The organism is Geodermatophilus sp. DF01-2 (assembly GCF_004571065.1).
In the GTDB taxonomy this organism is placed as follows: Bacteria; Actinomycetota; Actinomycetes; order Mycobacteriales; family Geodermatophilaceae; genus Geodermatophilus.
In genome coordinates this window covers 21,820-38,408 of the sequence record NZ_SPQN01000040.1, presented here as the reverse complement: position 1 = coordinate 38,408, position 16,589 = coordinate 21,820, and the positions used below count along the sequence as shown (strand labels likewise).

General features: G+C 74.5%; 17 protein-coding genes. 6 read left to right on the top strand and 11 right to left on the bottom strand.

What is annotated here, in order from left to right; all coding sequences use genetic code 11:
- Nucleotides 1-184, bottom strand: a 184-nt coding sequence (locus E4P41_RS12120; RefSeq protein WP_280660337.1) for a cation:dicarboxylase symporter family transporter, incomplete at its 3' end; no start/stop codon positions are given.
- 13 nt (nucleotides 185-197) lie between these two features.
- On the opposite strand from E4P41_RS12120, the gene E4P41_RS12115 reads away from it, so the two are divergent.
- On the top strand, nucleotides 198-1,190 hold the full coding sequence (locus tag E4P41_RS12115; protein WP_135141507.1) for an ROK family glucokinase: 993 nt from the start codon (nucleotides 198-200) through the stop codon (nucleotides 1,188-1,190).
- A gap of 116 nt (nucleotides 1,191-1,306) precedes the next feature.
- On the opposite strand, the gene E4P41_RS12110 is transcribed toward E4P41_RS12115, so the two are convergent.
- The gene (locus tag E4P41_RS12110) at nucleotides 1,307-1,981 is read right to left on the bottom strand and encodes a hypothetical protein (protein ID WP_135141506.1); all 675 of its coding nucleotides are present in this window, start codon (nucleotides 1,979-1,981) and stop codon (nucleotides 1,307-1,309) included.
- Nucleotides 1,982-2,175: 194 nt separating this feature from the next.
- On the opposite strand from E4P41_RS12110, the gene E4P41_RS12105 reads away from it, so the two are divergent.
- Nucleotides 2,176-2,940, top strand: a complete 765-nt coding sequence (locus E4P41_RS12105; protein WP_209307678.1) for a lysophospholipid acyltransferase family protein — start codon at nucleotides 2,176-2,178, stop codon at nucleotides 2,938-2,940.
- Nucleotides 2,941-3,028: 88 nt separating this feature from the next.
- Here E4P41_RS12105 and E4P41_RS12100 read toward each other — a convergent pair whose 3' ends face one another.
- Both E4P41_RS12100 and glpK read right to left on the bottom strand, forming a co-directional pair.
- Complete coding sequence (locus E4P41_RS12100) at nucleotides 3,029-3,331, bottom strand: DUF6221 family protein (RefSeq protein WP_135141505.1); 303 nt, start codon at nucleotides 3,329-3,331, stop codon at nucleotides 3,029-3,031.
- Between the two features lie 73 nt (nucleotides 3,332-3,404).
- Complete coding sequence (gene glpK / locus E4P41_RS12095; RefSeq protein WP_135141504.1) at nucleotides 3,405-4,880, bottom strand: glycerol kinase GlpK; 1,476 nt, start codon at nucleotides 4,878-4,880, stop codon at nucleotides 3,405-3,407.
- An 80-nt stretch (nucleotides 4,881-4,960) separates the two neighbouring features.
- Between glpK and E4P41_RS12090 the strand changes: the two genes are divergently transcribed.
- Nucleotides 4,961-5,446, top strand: a complete 486-nt coding sequence (locus E4P41_RS12090) for a polyadenylate-specific 3'-exoribonuclease AS (protein WP_135141503.1) — start codon at nucleotides 4,961-4,963, stop codon at nucleotides 5,444-5,446.
- Between the two features lie 141 nt (nucleotides 5,447-5,587).
- On the opposite strand, the gene E4P41_RS12085 is transcribed toward E4P41_RS12090, so the two are convergent.
- Nucleotides 5,588-7,705 carry a methyl-accepting chemotaxis protein gene (locus tag E4P41_RS12085; RefSeq protein WP_135141502.1) on the bottom strand — a complete coding sequence of 706 codons (2,118 nt, stop codon included), beginning with the start codon at nucleotides 7,703-7,705 and terminating at the stop codon, nucleotides 5,588-5,590.
- A gap of 139 nt (nucleotides 7,706-7,844) precedes the next feature.
- A complete protein-coding gene (locus E4P41_RS12080) occupies nucleotides 7,845-8,060 on the bottom strand; it encodes a hypothetical protein (RefSeq protein ID WP_135141501.1) in 216 nt (71 codons plus the stop codon).
- Between the two features lie 479 nt (nucleotides 8,061-8,539).
- On the opposite strand from E4P41_RS12080, the gene E4P41_RS12075 reads away from it, so the two are divergent.
- The 3 genes from E4P41_RS12075 (at nucleotide 8,540) to E4P41_RS12065 (ending at nucleotide 11,967) form a co-directional block, all read left to right on the top strand.
- Nucleotides 8,540-9,562 carry an ATP-dependent 6-phosphofructokinase gene (locus E4P41_RS12075; RefSeq protein WP_135141500.1) on the top strand — a complete coding sequence of 341 codons (1,023 nt, stop codon included), beginning with the start codon at nucleotides 8,540-8,542 and terminating at the stop codon, nucleotides 9,560-9,562.
- Nucleotides 9,563-9,623: 61 nt separating this feature from the next.
- Nucleotides 9,624-10,937, top strand: a complete 1,314-nt coding sequence (locus E4P41_RS12070; protein WP_348536486.1) for a 3-deoxy-7-phosphoheptulonate synthase class II — start codon at nucleotides 9,624-9,626, stop codon at nucleotides 10,935-10,937.
- Nucleotides 10,930-11,967: a GntG family PLP-dependent aldolase gene (locus E4P41_RS12065; protein ID WP_209307677.1), complete on the top strand. Its 1,038-nt coding sequence runs from the start codon at nucleotides 10,930-10,932 to the stop codon at nucleotides 11,965-11,967. Before E4P41_RS12070 ends, E4P41_RS12065 begins: the two co-directional genes overlap by 8 nt.
- A gap of 165 nt (nucleotides 11,968-12,132) precedes the next feature.
- Here E4P41_RS12065 and bfr read toward each other — a convergent pair whose 3' ends face one another.
- The 5 genes from bfr to E4P41_RS12040 form a co-directional block, all read right to left on the bottom strand.
- A complete protein-coding gene (bfr, locus tag E4P41_RS12060; RefSeq protein ID WP_135141498.1) occupies nucleotides 12,133-12,621 on the bottom strand; it encodes a bacterioferritin in 489 nt (162 codons plus the stop codon).
- Nucleotides 12,622-12,714: 93 nt separating this feature from the next.
- On the bottom strand, nucleotides 12,715-12,912 hold the full coding sequence (locus E4P41_RS12055) for a (2Fe-2S)-binding protein (protein WP_135141497.1): 198 nt from the start codon (nucleotides 12,910-12,912) through the stop codon (nucleotides 12,715-12,717).
- Between the two features lie 152 nt (nucleotides 12,913-13,064).
- On the bottom strand, nucleotides 13,065-13,934 hold the full coding sequence (locus E4P41_RS12050; protein WP_280660338.1) for a deoxyribonuclease IV: 870 nt from the start codon (nucleotides 13,932-13,934) through the stop codon (nucleotides 13,065-13,067).
- Nucleotides 13,935-13,978: 44 nt separating this feature from the next.
- Complete coding sequence (pknB, locus tag E4P41_RS12045; RefSeq protein ID WP_167761051.1) at nucleotides 13,979-15,973, bottom strand: Stk1 family PASTA domain-containing Ser/Thr kinase; 1,995 nt, start codon at nucleotides 15,971-15,973, stop codon at nucleotides 13,979-13,981.
- A gap of 153 nt (nucleotides 15,974-16,126) precedes the next feature.
- Nucleotides 16,127-16,573, bottom strand: coding sequence for a hypothetical protein (locus tag E4P41_RS12040; RefSeq protein WP_135141496.1), 447 nt, complete (start codon nucleotides 16,571-16,573; stop codon nucleotides 16,127-16,129).
- Nucleotides 16,574-16,589: the final 16 nt, after the last annotated feature.

The window sequence follows — 16,589 nt, the reverse complement described above, 5'->3', positions numbered from 1 at the left end:
TCAGGTAGATGGCGGTGCCGTCGAGGTTGAACGAGTACCCGGTCGGGACGACGATGCCCGCGACCGGCTGGCTCACGCCGGCGTGCTCCATCTTGGCGATCAGCCGGGGCAGCGCGGTCTCCGACGAGGCGGCGGAGGAGGAGCCCCCGGTGCGCGTCCGCCCGGCGGCGCCGGTCCAGCACATCGAGATCGCCTGAGTGGCCGCCCCGACCGGAGCCGCCGACCTGCCGGCACTGGGCATCGACATCGGGGGCACGAAGGTGGCCGGTGGCGTCGTCGCCCCGGACGGCACGGTGCTGGCGACCGCGCGCCGGGCGACCCCCGGGTCGTCGGTGGTGGAGACCGAGGACGCGATCGCCGCGGTGGTCGAGGTGCTGGCCCGCGGGCACGGCGGCCCGTTGGTCGGCGTCGGCGTGGGCGCGGCCGGCTGGTTCGACCGCACCGGCGACACCGTGCTGTTCAGCCCACACCTGGCCTGGCGGCACTCGACCCTGCGCAAGGACCTCGCGGCGCGGCTGCAGCGGCCGATGTGGGTGGGCAACGACGCCGACGCCGCCGCCTGGGCCGAGTACCGCTACGGCGCCGCACGCGGGGCCGACCTCGCGCTGACGATCACCCTCGGCACCGGCATCGGCGGTGGGATCGTCATGGACGGCCGGCTGCAGCGCGGCTCGCACGGCGTCGCGGGGGAGTGGGGGCACATGCGCGTGGTCCCGGACGGGCGGCTGTGCGCGTGCGGCAACCGCGGCTGCTGGGAGCAGTACGCCAGCGGTACCGCGCTCGGTCAGACCGCGCGGGAGGTGGCCCGGAGCTCGCCGGCGGCCGCTGCGCTCCTGCTCGAGCGGGTCGACGGAGACCCCGACCGGCTCACCGGCGAGCACGTCGCGACCGCCGCCGCCGAGGGCGATCCGCTGGCGCTGGAGCTGCTCGCCGAGGTGGGCTCGTGGCTCGGGCAGGGGATCGCCGACCTCGCCGCCGTCCTCGACCCCGAGGTCGTCGTCATCGGCGGCGGCGTGAGCATGCTCGGCGAGATGGTGCTCCGTCCGGCGCGCGAGCGGCTGGAGCGGGCGCTGCCCGGTCGGGGCTTCCGCCCCGGCCCGCGGGTGGTCGCCGCCCGGCTGGGCGTGCAGGCCGGGCTGGTGGGCGCCGCGGACCTGGCCCGCCGCGCCGTCGTCGAGGGCCAGGCGTAGCGGAGTCGCTGGGGAGCGGTTTTCGCGCTCCAGCGACTCCGCTCAGGTGGGACGCCGGTGTCCACGAGGTGACCGGTCGGTGCGGCCGTCGTCGGTGCGACCCGTGGGCCTCCGGTTCAGACGACGGCGCCGTCGTCGCCGTCGTCGGTGGAGCGCTCGCGCATCCGCGACACCAGCACCCCGAACCCACCGGCGATGGCGGCCACGCCGAGCGCCAGCCCGAGGTCGGCGGAGAGCCCGAGCACCCGGGGTGCCGCGACCAGGACCGCACCCGCGGCGATGAGCAGGACCGCGTACAGCGAGGCGGGTGCCGGCGCCGGCACCGGTGGGGCCGGCGGCGGCTCGTAGTGCTCCTCGGGGCGGTCGAGCACCTCCGGCTCGGCCGGTGCCGGCCGCGCGAGGTCGGCGGGGCCCTCGCCGACGACGGTGCGCCCGTGCTCGGCCTCGAAGGCGGCGACGATGCGCGCCCACTCGGCGTCCTCGTCGACGTCCCGCCGGACGGTCCGCGGGGCGCGGGTGCGCTCCTGCAGGTGCTCGTCGACGTGCTGCTCGACGAGGGCGCGGGCCTCCCGGGTGCGGGCGCGGTCGACGAAGAGCCGGTCGGTCGGCGGGCTCGGCAGCGAGACGCTCCGGGTGTAGGGCTCGACGTCGGCCGAGGGCTCCAGATAGGCGGCCACCCCGGCGTCGCGGAGCACGTCGAGCAGGTGCTCGCCGACCCGCGGGTCGACGTCGCGCAGCGGCGCCCAGAGGGTGGCGTCGAGGCCGTTGTCGCGTCGGCCGCGGCCGCTCACGCCTGCGCCTCGACGGGCAGGGACCCGGTCCCCGTGCCGGGCGAGGCGGGCTGCCCGGTACCGGGCACAGGGTCGGGGATCGGCACGTGTCCTCCTCGACGTCCGGCGACGCAGCCGGCGCAGAACGGGTGCTCGGGGAGGCCGATTGTCCTGATGCCTCCGGGCTCCTTAGTCTGGCAGCCCCAGAGGGAGGCATGTTGTTCTACTGGTTCCTCAAGTTCGTGGCGATCGGCCCGGTCGTGAAGCTGGTGTTCCGGCCACAGGTCGAGGGCGTGGACAACGCGCCTCGCACGGGGGCGGCCATCCTCGCGAGCAACCACCTGTCGGCGGCCGACTGGATCTTCATGCCGCTGTCGCTGCGCCGGCGGGTCACCTTCCTGGCCAAGGCCGAGTACTTCACCGGGAAGGGCGTGAAGGGCTTCCTGCAGCGGGCCTTCTTCACCGGCGCCGGCCAGGTGCCGATCGACCGGACCAACGCCTCCGCCGCCGAGAACGCCATCCGCACCGGGCTGCGCATCCTGCGCGGGGGCCGGCTGCTGGGCATCTACCCGGAGGGCACCCGGTCGCCCGACGGCCGGCTGTTCCGCGGCAAGACCGGCGTGGCCCGGATGGCACTGGAGACCGGCGTCCCGGTGGTGCCCGTCGCGATGACCTACCGGCCGCGGCGGGTCCCGCTCGTCGGCTGGAACCTGCCCGAGGTGTGCGTGCGATTCGGTGCGCCGCTGGACTTCTCCCGCTACGAGGGCCTGGCCGGCGACCGGTTCGTCGAGCGCTCCATCACCGACGAGATCATGTACGAGATCATGACCCTCTCGGCCCAGGAGTACGTCGACGTCTACGGCGCCCGGGTGAAGAAGTCGATGGACGCGACCGGGGCCAGCGCCTCGGAGGTCGTCAGCCGGATGCAGCCGCCCGCCGACGAGGCCGGCGACCGGCTGCCCGACACCCTCGCCGGCTGAAGAAGCCCTCCGCAGGGTCCCGCCGCGGCCCCGTCCCGGGCACCGCCCCGAGCCTGCGAGGGGTGGGGAGGACAATCCTTCTCCTCTTTCAGGCGCGCCACTCCTCGCGGTAGTGCGGATGATCGGCGTAGGTCTGCCCGATCAGCCGTAGCGCGTGCTCCATGGTGGCGCCCCGCGGCCCCAGCCGCTCCAGGTCGCGGAAGTAGCGGACCAGTTGCCGCTTGGCCTGGACGTCGCGCAGCACGTGCGCCAACAGCGAGGCGTCGGACCGCGACGGGCTGAGCGCGACGAAGCGCGCGGCCTCCTCGTCCTCGTCGAAGCGGGTGAGGAGGAAGTCGACGAGGTCTTCGTTGCGGATGCTGGTCGGCAGGTCGGGGTGCGGCGGGCTCACGGTGCCTCCCCGCCGGCGCTCGTCGGCCCCGTGGCCCGGGCTGCTCCACTGGTTCGTGACCTCGCGAGCCCGGTCACGAGGCCCAGCCCCCGGCGCGAGCCACGGCGGTGCGCCAGCGGTCGTGCCGGCCGTCGTCCCGGCGTCCGGCCTCGGGCTCGAACCGGCGGTCCAGGGTCCAGGTCGCGGCCAGCTCGTCGCAGCCGGCCCAGACCCCGGTGCCGAGGCCGGCGAGGAACGCCGCGCCGAGGGCGGTGGTCTCGGTGACCACCGGCCGGCGAACCGGGACGCCGAGCTGGTCGGCCTGCAGCTGCAGGAGCAGGTCGTTGGCGCTGGCGCCGCCGTCCGCGGACAGCTCCGGCACGTCCAGCCCGGCCTCGGAGACCATGACGTCGACGACGTCGCGCACCTCGAAGGCGATCGCCTCGAGCGTGGCCCGGGCCAGGTGCGCGCGGGTCGTCCCGCGGGTGATGCCGAGGACTGCGCCGCGGGCGTGCGGGTCCCAGTGCGGGGCGCCCAGGCCGGTGAGCGCCGGCACGAAGACGACGTCGCCGGAGTCGGGCACGGTGCGGGCCAGCCCCTCGATCTCGGCGGCCGAGTCGATGAGCCCGAGCCCGTCGCGCAGCCACTGCACGGCGGCGCCGGTCACGAAGATCGACCCCTCGAGCGCGTAGACCAGCCCGCCGCCGAGGTCCCAGGCGACGGTGGTGAGCAGCCCGGCGCCGGACCGCACCGGCGTCACCCCGGTGTTGGTCAGCACGAACGACCCGGTCCCGTAGGTGCACTTGCTCATCCCGGCGGAGTAGCAGGCCTGGCCGAACAGCGCGGACTGCTGGTCGCCCGCGATGCCGGCCACCGGCAGCGACAGGCCGAGGAAGGCCTCGGGGTCGGTGGTGCCGACGACGCCGGAGCTGGGCGCCACCTCCGGCAGCGCCGCGCGGGGGACCTCGAACAGCTCGCACAGCTCGTCGGACCAGCCGCCCTGCTCGAGGTCGTAGAGCAGGGTCCGGCTGGCGTTGCTCGGGTCGGTGACGTGCACGGCGCCGCCGGTCAGCCGCGAGACGACGAACGAGTCGACCGTGCCCAGCGCCAGCTCGCCGCCGCGCACACCCGCCCACAGCTGCGGCTCCTCGGCGGCCAGCCAGCAGTACTTGGTGCCGGTGAAGTACGGGTCCAGCCGCAGCCCGGTGAGCACGGTCACCCGCTCCTCGTGCCCGGCCTCGCGCAGCCGGTCGCAGATGCCGCTGGTGCGCCGGTCCTGCCAGACGATCGCCGGCCGCGGCGCGCGACCGGTGCGCCGGTCCCACACGACGGCGGTCTCCCGCTGGTCGGTGATCCCCACGCACGTCGGCTGCTCGTCGGTGCCGGCCAGCGCCTGCCGGCACGCGGCGAGGGTCGCCGTCCAGATGTCCTCGGGCTCGTGCTCGACCCACCCCGGGCGGGGGAACAGCTGCGCGAACTCACGGTAGCCGCGGGCGAGGACCGTGCCGTCCTCGCCCACGACCAGCGCGGTCACCCCGGTCGTCCCCGCATCGATCGCCAGCACCGGCATGGAGGATCACGCTAGCCGGGGGTGGTCCGGCCAGCACCGCGGCCGGGGAGGACGCCGGTGGCGGCGCCTACCGTGAGAGCGTGCGGCGGTTCTTCTACGACACCGAGTTCATCGAGGACGGCACCACCATCGACCTCGTCTCGATCGGGGTCGTGGACGAGACCGGGCGCGAGTTCTACGCGGTCAGCACCGAGTTCGACGAGCGCCGGGCGATCCCCTGGGTGCGGCGCAACGTGCTCGACCAGCTGCCGCCCCCGGCCGACGGGGCGTGGCGCAGCCGGCAGCGGATCCGCGACGACCTGCTGGCGTTCCTGACCGGCCCCGGCGAGGAGATCGAGTTGTGGGCCTGGTTCGCCGCCTACGACCACGTGGCGCTGTGCCAGCTGTGGGGGGCGATGCCGGCACTGCCCCGGCCCGTCCCGCGGTTCACCCGGGAGCTGCGGCAGCGCTGGGACGACCTCGGCCGTCCGCCACTGCCACCGAAGCCGGACGGCACGCACGACGCGCTGGTCGACGCCCGCTACAACCTGGCCCGCTGGCGGGCGATGGAGGGCGCCCGTCGCTGACGAAGGACCCGGCTCCCTTGCAGGGTCCCGCCGCGAGCTCGTGAGCGGTGGGGGGCAAGGGGTCCTTGCTCCACCCCTCGCAAGCTCGGGGCGGGGCCCGGGACGGGGCCGCCGCAGGGCTCGTGAGGGGGCAGGGGGTCCTCACACGGTGAAGGCCCCGAGCAGGCGGGTCAGCTCGTTCGAGAGCCGGTCCAGCTCACGGGCCGCGGTGCGGGCGGTCTCCACGTCCTCCGCGCTGCGCTCGGCGTCCGCGCTGACCGCGGTGAGCGTACCGGTGAACGCGTTGGCCCCGTCCGCCGCGGCGCCCACGCTGCGGGTGAGCTCGTTGGTGACCGCGGTCTGCTCCTCGACCGCGCTGGCGATCGTGGTCTGGTGGTCGTTCATGTCGCGCACGACCTCGGCGATCCGGGCGATGGAGCCCACCGCCGCGGACGTGTCGGCCTGTATGCCGTGGACCCGCTGGGCGATCTCCTCGCTGGCCCGGGAGGCCTCCTGGGCCAGCTCCTTGACCTCGTTGGCCACGACGGCGAAGCCCTTTCCGGCCTCGCCGGCCCGCGCCGCCTCGATGGTCGCGTTCAGGGCCAGCAGGTTGGTCTGCTCGGCCACGGCGGCGATCACCTTGACGACGTCGCCGATCTCGGCCGAGCTGGCGCCGAGAGTGGCCACGGTGGTCTCGGTCGAACGGGCGAGGTCTGCGGCGCTGCGCCCCACGCGGGCTGCCTCGCTGGCGCTGCGGGCGATCTCGGAGATCGAGGCGCCCATCTGCTCGGCGCCGGCCGCCGCCGAGGTCACGCCCGCGCTGATGTCGCCGGCCGCCTCCTGCGCGCTGCGCGCCTGGTCGCGGCTGCGGGCGGCCCGCTCGGCGAGGGCGTCGGCCACCGTCGCCACGTTGCCGGCGGAGGTCGCCAGCGTGCGCGCGCACTCGCCGACGTCGCGGATGGTGGCGGACACCTTGTCGACGAAGCGGTTGAAGGCTCGCGACAGGTCGCCCACCTCGTCCCGGCCCGACTCGTCCATCCGCTGGGTCAGGTCGCCCTCGCCGTCGGCGATCTCGGCCATCCGCGCCCGGAGCCGCTCCAGCGGGGCGGTCAGCCGCCGGCCGACCAGCCACGCGACGCCGCCACCGGCCACGCCGACGAGCAGGACGGCGACCACGATGGCGGTGAGCATCGCCGAGCGTCCCTCGGCCAGTTGCTCCACCGGGCCGGCGAAGTCGCCGTCGCGGGCGACGGTGGTGATGACCCAGTCCCAGGGCGCGTAGTACATGACCTGCACGGTCGTCGGGCCGGCGTCGGGGTCGACGTAGCGGACGGTGGCCTGCTCTCCTGGCTCCAGGTCGACCGCGGCGTCGACGATCTGCTGCACGTACGCGGCGCCGTTCTGGTCCGTGGCGTCGATGAGCGACTCGCCGTCGCGCGCGCCGCCCGGGCTCACCAGTACCGTGCCGCGCTGGCCACCTGTGCCGCCGAGCACCTCCACGTAGCCGTTGTCACCCACCGCGGTCTGCTCGAGGCTCCGGCGCAGGGCCGGTTGGCTCTGCTGCTTCACGCCGACGTAGAGGATGCCGACCACCTCGCCGGACGCGTCCACGATCGGGTCGTAGGCCGAGACGTACCAGGAGTCGACGACGAAGGCGTTACCCCGGTAGGTCTGGCCGGCGAGCACCTGGGCGAGCACCGGGTTGGGCGCGCCGTCGGGGTTGATGGCAGGGATGTAGGTGCCGATGGCGCGGGCCCCGGCGGCGCTCTCCACGTTGGTCGCCACCCGGAGCATGTCCCCCGCCGGGCCGGTGCGCTGGAAGATGGTCACGGTCGCCCCGACCATGGACTTGATCTGGTCGACCACCGGAGTGGGCACCGACAGGTCGGGGTTCTGCCCGAACCAGGTCCCGCCGACGAGCGCTCGAGGCAGCTCCAGCGACGTCACCTCACCCGAGAACTGGTTCTCGGCCTCCCAGCGGACCAAGCCCTCTCGGGACCCGGCGACGCGGAAGCCGCCCGACTCGGCCAGGACGTAGCGTGCGGCCGCGAGGTCGGCGTCCACCTTGGCCGAGATCGAGGCTCCCTGGGTGGCGACCACGTCGTGGACACCGTGAGCGGTCCGGGAGATGTCCGCGGCGACCAGGGCCTCGACGTCGGTGCGGGCCGCGTCGGCGAAGCGACCGCTCTGCCAGGCGCTCACACCGGCCAGCGCGATCCCGGTCGCCGCTACGCTGGCAGCGGCCAGTGCCACCACCTTGGTCCTGATGTCCCAGCGCATGGCGGGTCCTCCGTTCGTCCGGACGGTTCCCATCGGCCGTCGGGACGCACATCGGCAGGGCGTGGCCGGGGGTGAACCGGAACGGCGCCATGCCGGGTTGGGCACCCCAATCGCCCCGTGCGGCGCAGCCGCCCCGGGTTCAGCCGCGCAGGTGGGCCCAGTCCTCCGGGTGCGCACGCAGGTGCTGGGCGACCGTCCGCGCCGGGAGCCCGGTGAGCCTGGGGACGACGTCGGTGCCCGCGGCCATCTCGCCTCCGGTGATCGCCCGGTAGCTGCCGACCCAGCCTTCGACCTCCCAGTCGGCGTACAGGCCGTGCCGCAGGACCGTGGCACGGACCCCGGTGGCGGCGTGCAATGGCCACCCTTCAGGGTCCCGCCGGCCCCGTCCAGAGGCTCGCCGCGAGCCTGCGAGCGGTGCGGAGGACGGGGTCCTGTTACGAGGCGTGGGGGAAAGGGTCCTTCTAGGGACGACGCGCCGCACGCCGGCCGCGGCGGCCGCGGCGGTCAGGTGCTGCTGCAGCCGGTCGGCGGACTCGGCGGCCGACACCAGGTGGAGCGTGTGCACCCGTCGAGGGCGGCGGTGAGGCCCGGGCCGTCGGCGTGGCCGCCCGGGGCCGCGGTCACCTCGGCCCCGGGGACCCGCGGGGCGCGAAGGGGGTCACGCACCACCAGCCGCAGCCGGACCCCCGGCCGGCCGGCGAGCCGGTCGACGACGCGGCGGCCGAGGCTCCCGCTCGCACCTGTGATCCCGACCAGTCGCTCGGCCCCGACCTGCGGCATCATGGCGACCGCCAACGACCGGCAGCGGCCCACCCTTCCCGGAGGACGGCATCCATGCGCATCGGCATCCTCACCGGCGGCGGCGACTGCCCCGGCCTCAACGCCGTCATCCGGGCGGTCGTGCGCAAGAGCGTCCAGAACGGCGACGAGGTGGTCGGCTTCCGGGACGGCTGGCGCGGGGTGCTCGACGCCGACACCGTGCCGATGGACCTGGCCGCGGTCCGCGGCATCCTGCCCCGCGGCGGCACCGTGCTCGGCACCTCGCGGACCAACCCCTACGCGCTGGAGGGCGGTGCCGACCGCGTGCTGGCCACCCTGGAGCGGCTCGGCATCGACGCGCTCATCCCGATCGGCGGCGAGGACACCCTCGGGGTGGCCACCAAGCTCGCCGAGGCCGGCGTGCGGGTCGTCGGCGTCCCCAAGACCATCGACAACGACCTCGACGCCACCGACTACACCTTCGGCTTCGACACCGCCCTCGGCGTGGCCACCGAGGCCATCGACCGGCTGCACACCACCGGCGACAGCCACCACCGCGCGCTCGTCGTCGAGGTGATGGGCCGGCACGCGGGGTGGATCGCGCTGCACGCCGGGATGGCCGGCGGCGCCACCGTCGTCCTCATCCCGGAGCAGCCCTTCGACGTCGACGCCGTCGTCGCCCACTGCCAGCACCGGTTCGACTCCGGCTTCTCGCCGATCGTGGTGGTCTCCGAGGGCGCCAAGCCCAAGGACGGCGACCTGGTCCTCGCGACGGGGGAGCGGGACGCCTTCGGGCACGTGCGGCTGGGCGGCATCGGCACCGCGCTGGCCTCGCTGGTCGAGGAGCGCACCGGCCGGGAGGCCCGCGCGGTGGTGCTCGGGCACATCCAGCGCGGCGGTACCCCGTCCCCGTTCGACCGGGTGCTCGCGACCCGGTTCGGGCTGGCCGCCGTGGAGGCCGTGCACGACGGCGAGTCGGGGGTCATGGTCGCGCTGCACGGCACCGACATCGTGCGCGTGCCGCTGGCCCGGGCGACCGCGCAGCTGAAGCTCGTCCCCGTCGAGCGCTACGCCGAGGTCGAGGTCTTCTTCGGCTAGGCGGGGGCCCCACGCGCCGCCGGTACCCTCTGGAGGCGTGACCCTTCCCGACGCCGCCGAGCTGGTCCCCGATCTGGACCGGTGGCGGGAGCTGACCGCCGCCCAGCAGCCGGAATGGCCCGACCGCGCCGCGCTGGACGCCGTCCTCTCCACCCTGTCCTCGGTGCCGCCGATCGTGGCGCCCAGCGAGGTCGACGAGCTGCGCGGGCGGCTGGCCGAGGTCGCCCGGGGACGGGCCTTCCTCCTGCAGGGCGGCGACTGCGCCGAGACGTTCGACCTCAACACCGACGCGCACCTGCAGAGCACCACGCGCACGCTGCTGCAGATGGCCGTCGTCCTGACCTACGGCGCCAGCGTGCCCGTGGTGAAGGTGGGGCGGGTGGCCGGGCAGTACGCCAAGCCGCGGTCGTCGAACACCGACGCTCTGGGCCTGCCCTCCTACCGCGGCGACATGGTCAACTCCCTGGAGCCGGTGCTGGAGCAGCGCATACCGGACCCGAGCCGGCTGCTGCGCGCCTACGCCAACTCCGCGGCCGCGATGAACATGATCCGCGCCTACGCCCGCGGCGGGCTGGCCGACCTGCACGCGGTGCACGACTGGAACAAGGACTTCGTGGCCAGCTCCCCGGCGGGCGTGCGCTACGAGGTGATCGCCCGCGAGATCGACAGGGCGCTGGCGTTCATGAAGGCCTGCGGTGTCGACGACACCGCGCTGCGCGGCGTCGAGCTCTACAACAGCCACGAGGGGCTGATCCTCGACTACGAGCGGGCCCTGCTGCGGGTGCACGAGGGCCGGGCCTACGCCTCGTCGGCGCACTTCGTGTGGATCGGGGAGCGCACCCGCCAGCTCGACGGCGCGCACGTCGACTTCATGTCGCGCATCGCCAACCCGATCGGCGTCAAGATCGGCCCGACGACGACACCCGAGCAGGCGGTGGAGCTCGTCGAGCGGCTCGACCCGGAGGGTGTCCCGGGCCGGCTGACCCTGATCAGCCGGATGGGCAACGGAAGGATCCGCGACGTCCTGCCGGCGATCGTGGAGAAGGTCACCGCCAGCGGCCACCAAGTCGTGTGGCAGTGCGACCCGATGCACGGCAACACCCACGAGTCGTCGACCGGCTACAAGACCCGGCACTTCGACCGGGTGGTCGACGAGGTGCTCGGCTTCTTCGACGTCCACCGGGCGCTGGGCACCTGGCCCGGCGGCATCCACGTCGAGCTCACCGGCGAGGACGTCACCGAGTGCCTCGGCGGCGCGATGGAGATCAGCGACGAGGACCTCAACAGCCGGTACGAGACCGCCTGCGACCCGCGGCTGAACACCGGGCAGTCGCTGGAGCTGGCCTTCCTCGTGGCGGAGATGCTCCGTGGGTGAGCTGATCGACCTCCGGTCCGACACCGTCACCCGGCCGACGTCCGGCATGCGCCGGGCGATGGCCGAGGCGGAGGTCGGCGACGACGTCTACCGAGAGGACCCGACGATCCGCGCCCTCGAGGAGCGGGTCGCCGGGATGTTCGGGCACGAGGCCGGGCTGTTCGTGCCGTCGGGGACCATGGGCAACCAGATCGGCCTGCGCCTGGTCTGCGAGCCGGGCCAGGAGGTGCTCTGCGACTCCGAGGCGCACATCGTCACCTACGAGATGGGCGCGGCGGCGGTGCTGTTCGGCATCTCCACCCGCACCGTGGTGTCGTCCGGTCGGGGGCGGTGGGGTGGGCAGGAGACTGGCCGGCTCGACGCGGCGCAGCTGATCGACCAGGTCCGCCCGCACGGGAACTGGCACCTCACCGCGACGGCGGCGGTGGCGGTGGAGAACACGCACAACCGCGGCGGCGGCCTGGTGCAGCCGCTCGACCAGCTGCAGGCGCTCTGGGAGTGGTCGCGACAGGCCGGCGTCGACGTGCACCTCGACGGCGCGCGGATCTGGAACGCCTCGGTCGCCACCGGGGTGGACCTGGCGACCTACGGCCGGCTGGCCGACACCGCCTCGGTCTGCCTGTCCAAGGGGCTGGGCGCGCCGGTCGGCTCGGTCGTGGTCGCCTCGGCCGAGCGGATCGCCGCGGCCCGGCTGTGGCGCAAGCGGCTCGGCGGCGGCATGCGCCAGGCCGGGGTGCTGGCCGCGGCGGGGCTGTACGCGCTGGACCACCACCTCGACCGGCTGGCCGAGGACCACGAGCACGCGCAGCTGCTGGCCAAGCGGCTGGGGCTCGACCCGGCGAGCGTCGAGACCAACCTGGTCCGGCTGGACGACGTCCCGGCGCCGGTCGTCGCCGAGGCCGCCAAGGCGCAGGGCGTCCTGGTCAGCCAGACCAGCGCGCACCGGCTGCGGCTGGTCACCAACCTGGGCGTCGACCGGACGGCCACCGAACGCGCCGCCGACGTCCTGGCGGAGCTGCTGGGCCGATGACCACGGGCCCGCACCCGAGGGGTGCGGGCCCGTCGCGCACCTGCGCCGTGCGGTCCGCGTGGACCCGTCGCGGAGGCCGGAGGCCTCCCGACGGGGACACGGGCAGCGGCTCAGCGCAGCTGGGGGACGGCACGTGGCAGCGGTGCCGTCCGGTAGGACGACGGATCAGGTGGCGCCGGTGGTCGGGTGCTCGATCTGCCCGGCCAGGTACAGCTGCTCCCCGAGGGTGTCGAGCAGGTGCAGCTGGGTCTCGAGGTAGTCGATGTGGTGCTCCTCGTCGGCGAGGATCTCCTCGAAGAGGTTCTTGCTGGTGCGGTCGCCGACCGACTCGCAGTAGGGGATCGCCTCGCGCAGCCGGGCGACGACCTCGACCTCGATGGCCATGTCGGACTCGAACTGCTCACGGACCGTCTGCCCGATCCGCAGCGGCAGGAGCTTCTGGTAGTTGGGCAGGCCCTCGAGGAAGAGGATGCGGTCGGTGAGCCGCTCCGCGTGGATCATCTCCTCGATGGACTCCTTGCGGGTGTAGGCGGCCAGCTTGTTGTAGCCCCAGTTCTCCTGCATCTTCGCGTGCAGGAAGTACTGGTTGATGGCGGTCAGCTCGCTGGTCAGCTGCTCGTTGAGCAGCTCGATCACTCGCGCGTCACCCTGCATGGCGTTCCTCCTCGGACTCGGTTGGAGCCGAGGCTAGCGGCGGCCGGCAGGGCCGGTCCTGCTGAGGCTGACCTCGCTGAGGTGAGCCTGTGCTCAGGCGGCGGGCTCGCGGAGCTCCAGACCGTGCAGCGGGTCGGCCGCGCGCAGCCGGTCGCAGATGCGGTCGAGGCAGCTGCCGCAGCCCGTGCCGGCCGCGCAGGCGTCGCCGACCTCCTCCTCGGTACGCGCGCCCCCGTCGATCACCTCGGCCAGCCGGGCCTCGCTCACCGCGAAGCAGATGCAGACGAACACGGGCAGCTCCCAGGGGGCGAGGATGTGAGAGGTTCCCCTAAGTTAGCCCAGCCTCACCTCAGTGCCAAGGGTCACGGGGTCGTCGAGTTCCGCCGCGGGCCGTCCGGTGCCCGGGGCTGGGCTGGGGACGGCGCCCGAGGTGGGGCGAGGCGTCAGGCGGCGGCGTCGGCGCCGGGCAGACCGACGTCCCGGAGCGTGCCCAGCAGCGCGATGTCGCGGGCGTGGCCGGCCCAGGGGACGCCGCCGTCCTCGCTGGGCGTCTCGACGACGACCGGGACGCCGGCCATCGCCGGGTGGGCCAGCAGCTCCGCGAACGGTGCCACGCCGAGGGAGCCCTTTCCGATGGTGGTGTGCCGGTCCCGCTTGGAGCCGCACTCGTCGAGGGAGTCGTTGGCGTGCACCAGGCCCAGCCGGCCCGGGCCGACGGTGGCCTCCAGCGCGTCGAGGGTCGCGGCCATCCCGCCGGGCCTGGTCAGCTCGTGGCCGGCCGCCCAGGCGTGGCAGGTGTCGAAGCAGACGCCGAGCCGCGGGTGGTGCTCGAGCGCGGCGAAGTACGGGCCGAGGTCCTCGACCGTGGCGGCCAGCGACCTCCCGCCGCCGGCGGTCGGCTCGACCAGCAGCCGCGGGCCGTCGTCCGGCGCGGCCTCCAGCACGGGGAGCAGGCGCTCGTGCAGCTGGCGCAGCGCGTCCTCGTAGCGGTCCTCGCCGACGGCGGAGCCCGCGTGCACGACCACGCCCTGGCAGCCGAGCTGGGCGCCGCGGGCGAGGTTGTGCGCGATGGTCGCGATCGACTGCTCGACGGTCGCCTCGGTGGGGGAGCCGACGTTGACCAGGTACGGCGTGTGGATGAACGAGGGCACCCCGCGTTCGACGCAGCCGGCGGTGAACCGAGCGTCCTGCCCCGGGTCGCCCGGGGACAGCTTCCAGCCGCGCGGGTTGCCGACGAAGACCTGCACGGCCCGCGCGGCGACGGCGTCGGTGTAGGCCAGCCCGCCCGTGGCCAGCCCGCCCTTGATCTGGATGTGCGCGCCGATCGGCGGCTCGCCCGCAGCGGTGCGCAGCGTCCTCAGTCCTGTCCGAACGTCACCAGGATGGTCACCGGGGTGCCCATCTCGACCACCTCGCCGGCGGCCGGGCTCTGCCGGAACACCCGGTCGCCGAAGAACTGGCTCACCCGCACCTGCAGCCCGGCGGCCTCGAGCAGCGCGGTCGCCTCCGCCTGGCTCTTGCCCACCACGTCGGGCACGGTGACCTGCGGCGGCCCGGCCGACACCTGGAGGGTGACCGTGCTCCGGTAGGGCGCCTGCTGGCCGCTGGCGGGGGTGACCGCCATGACCTCGCCGGGGTCGACGTCGGCGCTGCGTCCCTCGGCGCGCTCGACCGTGAAGCCGAGGGCCTCCAGGTTCGCCGTCGCCTCCTCCGGCGACAGCCCGACGACGGCGGGGACGGTGACCGGCTCGTGCCCGCGGCTGACGTAGACGACCAGCTCCTGGTCGCGCTTGAGCGCGGTGCCGGCCTCCGGCTCGAAGCCGGTGACGTGGCCGACCGGGACGTCGTTGTCGTAGTCCTGGACCTCGCGGGGCACGACCGGGATGCCGGCGAGCGCGGCCCGCACCTCGTCCAGCGGCCGGCTGACCAGCGCGGGGTCGACCTCGAACCGCTCCGGGCCCTTGGAGACGGTCAGCCGGACGTCGCTGCCACGGATCGCCTCGCCGCCCCCGGGCTCGGCGGCGAGGACCACGCCCGCGGCGACCTCCTCGCTGAACTGCTCCGCGCAGCAGTCGGGGTCCAACCCCGCCTCCTGCAGCAGGTCGATGGCGGCGGCCTGCTCCTTGCCGACCAGTTGCGGCACCGTCGTCCACCGCCCGGAGCCCAGCCACCAACCGACCGCGCCGATGGTGATCGCGGTGAGCAGCACGAGGGCGACGGCGAGCCGGGCGCGGCGCCGGCGGATGTGCTGGGGGACGCCGGGCCGGGGCCGCTCGAGCGCGGGCCGCCGTCCGCCGACGTCGGTGGTCGGACCGGGGACCGTGCCCGGCAGCATCGAGGTGCGCGCACCGCGGCCGGGCCGGGTGCCGCCGGCGCCGAGCACCTCGGTGCGCGGGTTGACCGGGTCGCTGGGGTGCCGCGGGCGCGTGGGCCGGTTGGTCGGCCGCAGCGTGTCCGGGCCGGCGGTGCTGCGCCCGGTGGGCACCGGTACCCGCTCGATGCCGAGGTCGCTGCGCACGTCCTCGAGGTCGGCGAGGAACGCGCCGGCGTCCAGCGGCCGGACGGCGGGGTCGCGGCGGGTGGTGCGCGCGACCAGCTCGTCGACCTCCCAGGGCAGACCCGGCACCTCGTCCGAGGGCGTGGGCATGTCGTGGTGCACGTGCTGGTAGGCCACCGCCAGCGGCGTGTCACCCCCGTAGGGCGGGTGGCCGGTGAGCATCTCGAACAGCACGACCCCGGCGGCGTAGACGTCGCTGCGGGCGTCGGCCTTGCCGCGCTCGAGCTGCTCGGGGGAGAGGTAGGCGACCGTGCCGATGAGCACCCCGCCGGTGTGGCTGGTCTGCCCGGTGCCGGTGAGAGCACGGGCCAGACCGAAGTCGGCGACCTTCACCACGCCGTCGGCGCCGATGAGCACGTTCTCGGGCTTGATGTCACGGTGCACGATGCCGGCGCGGTGGGCCGCGGTGAGCCCGGAGAGCACCGGTTCGAGGACGGCGAAGGCCTCACCGACGGTGAGCCGGCCGCGGGCCTGCAGCAGGTCGCGCAGCGTGCGGCCGCGGACGAGCTCCATGACGAGGAAGACCAGGCCCTGGTCGCTGCCCTGGTCGCTGACCGAGACGACGTTGGGATGGCTGAGCATCGCCGCGGCCCGCGCCTCGCGGGTGAACCGGCCGACGAAGGCGGGGTCGTGCGCCAGGTGCTCGGCCATGAGCTTGACCGCGACGGTGCGGTGCAGCCGCAGGTCGGTGGCGGCGTAGACGGTGGACATGCCGCCACGGGCCAGGCGCTCCTCGAGGCGGTAGCGCCCCTCGAGGACGAGGCCGACCACGGGGTCGGTCACGGCGGTGTCCACCCGGCCGAGTGTAGGAGCGCCCCGTGGCTGCGCGGTCCGCACACGCGGGGCGGTGACCGGTGGAACGGGTTCACCCGTCACACCGGTCACGACCGTGGGGCGGCCGGCGTCCGGACCCGGAGCCGGACGCCGGTCACGACCGGAGCGGGAGGCTCAGAAGAGCTCGATGAGCGTGTAGAAGGCGATGCCGAGGAGGAAGGCGAAGACCGCCTTCAGACCGACCTCGCGGGCCCAGTCGGCGCCGCTCCACTCGGCGGGCTTGGTGACGCCGAGCGCGCTGTACAGCAGCCAGTCGCCGCCGAGGAGCACGACGTAGAAGAGCACCGTGGTCAGCGTGGCCGACAGGTCCAGCAGGGACAGGGCCGCGAAGACCAACCCCAGGCCGGTGCCGTGCATGAGGTGCGTCGGGAGGTTCCACTTCCGGGCGCGCTCGGTGTCCGTCTGCGGATTCCCGCCGGTCATGGCGACGAAGACCTTCCCCGGCACGAGACTGGTCGGACGTCGGGTCACCGCCATCTCCGCGTACTCCACCGCGGTGAACAGCACCGTGGCGATCGCGCCGGCCACCAGGCCGAGGAGAAGGGTCTGCAGGACGTCCATCGGAGCCTCCGGCGGG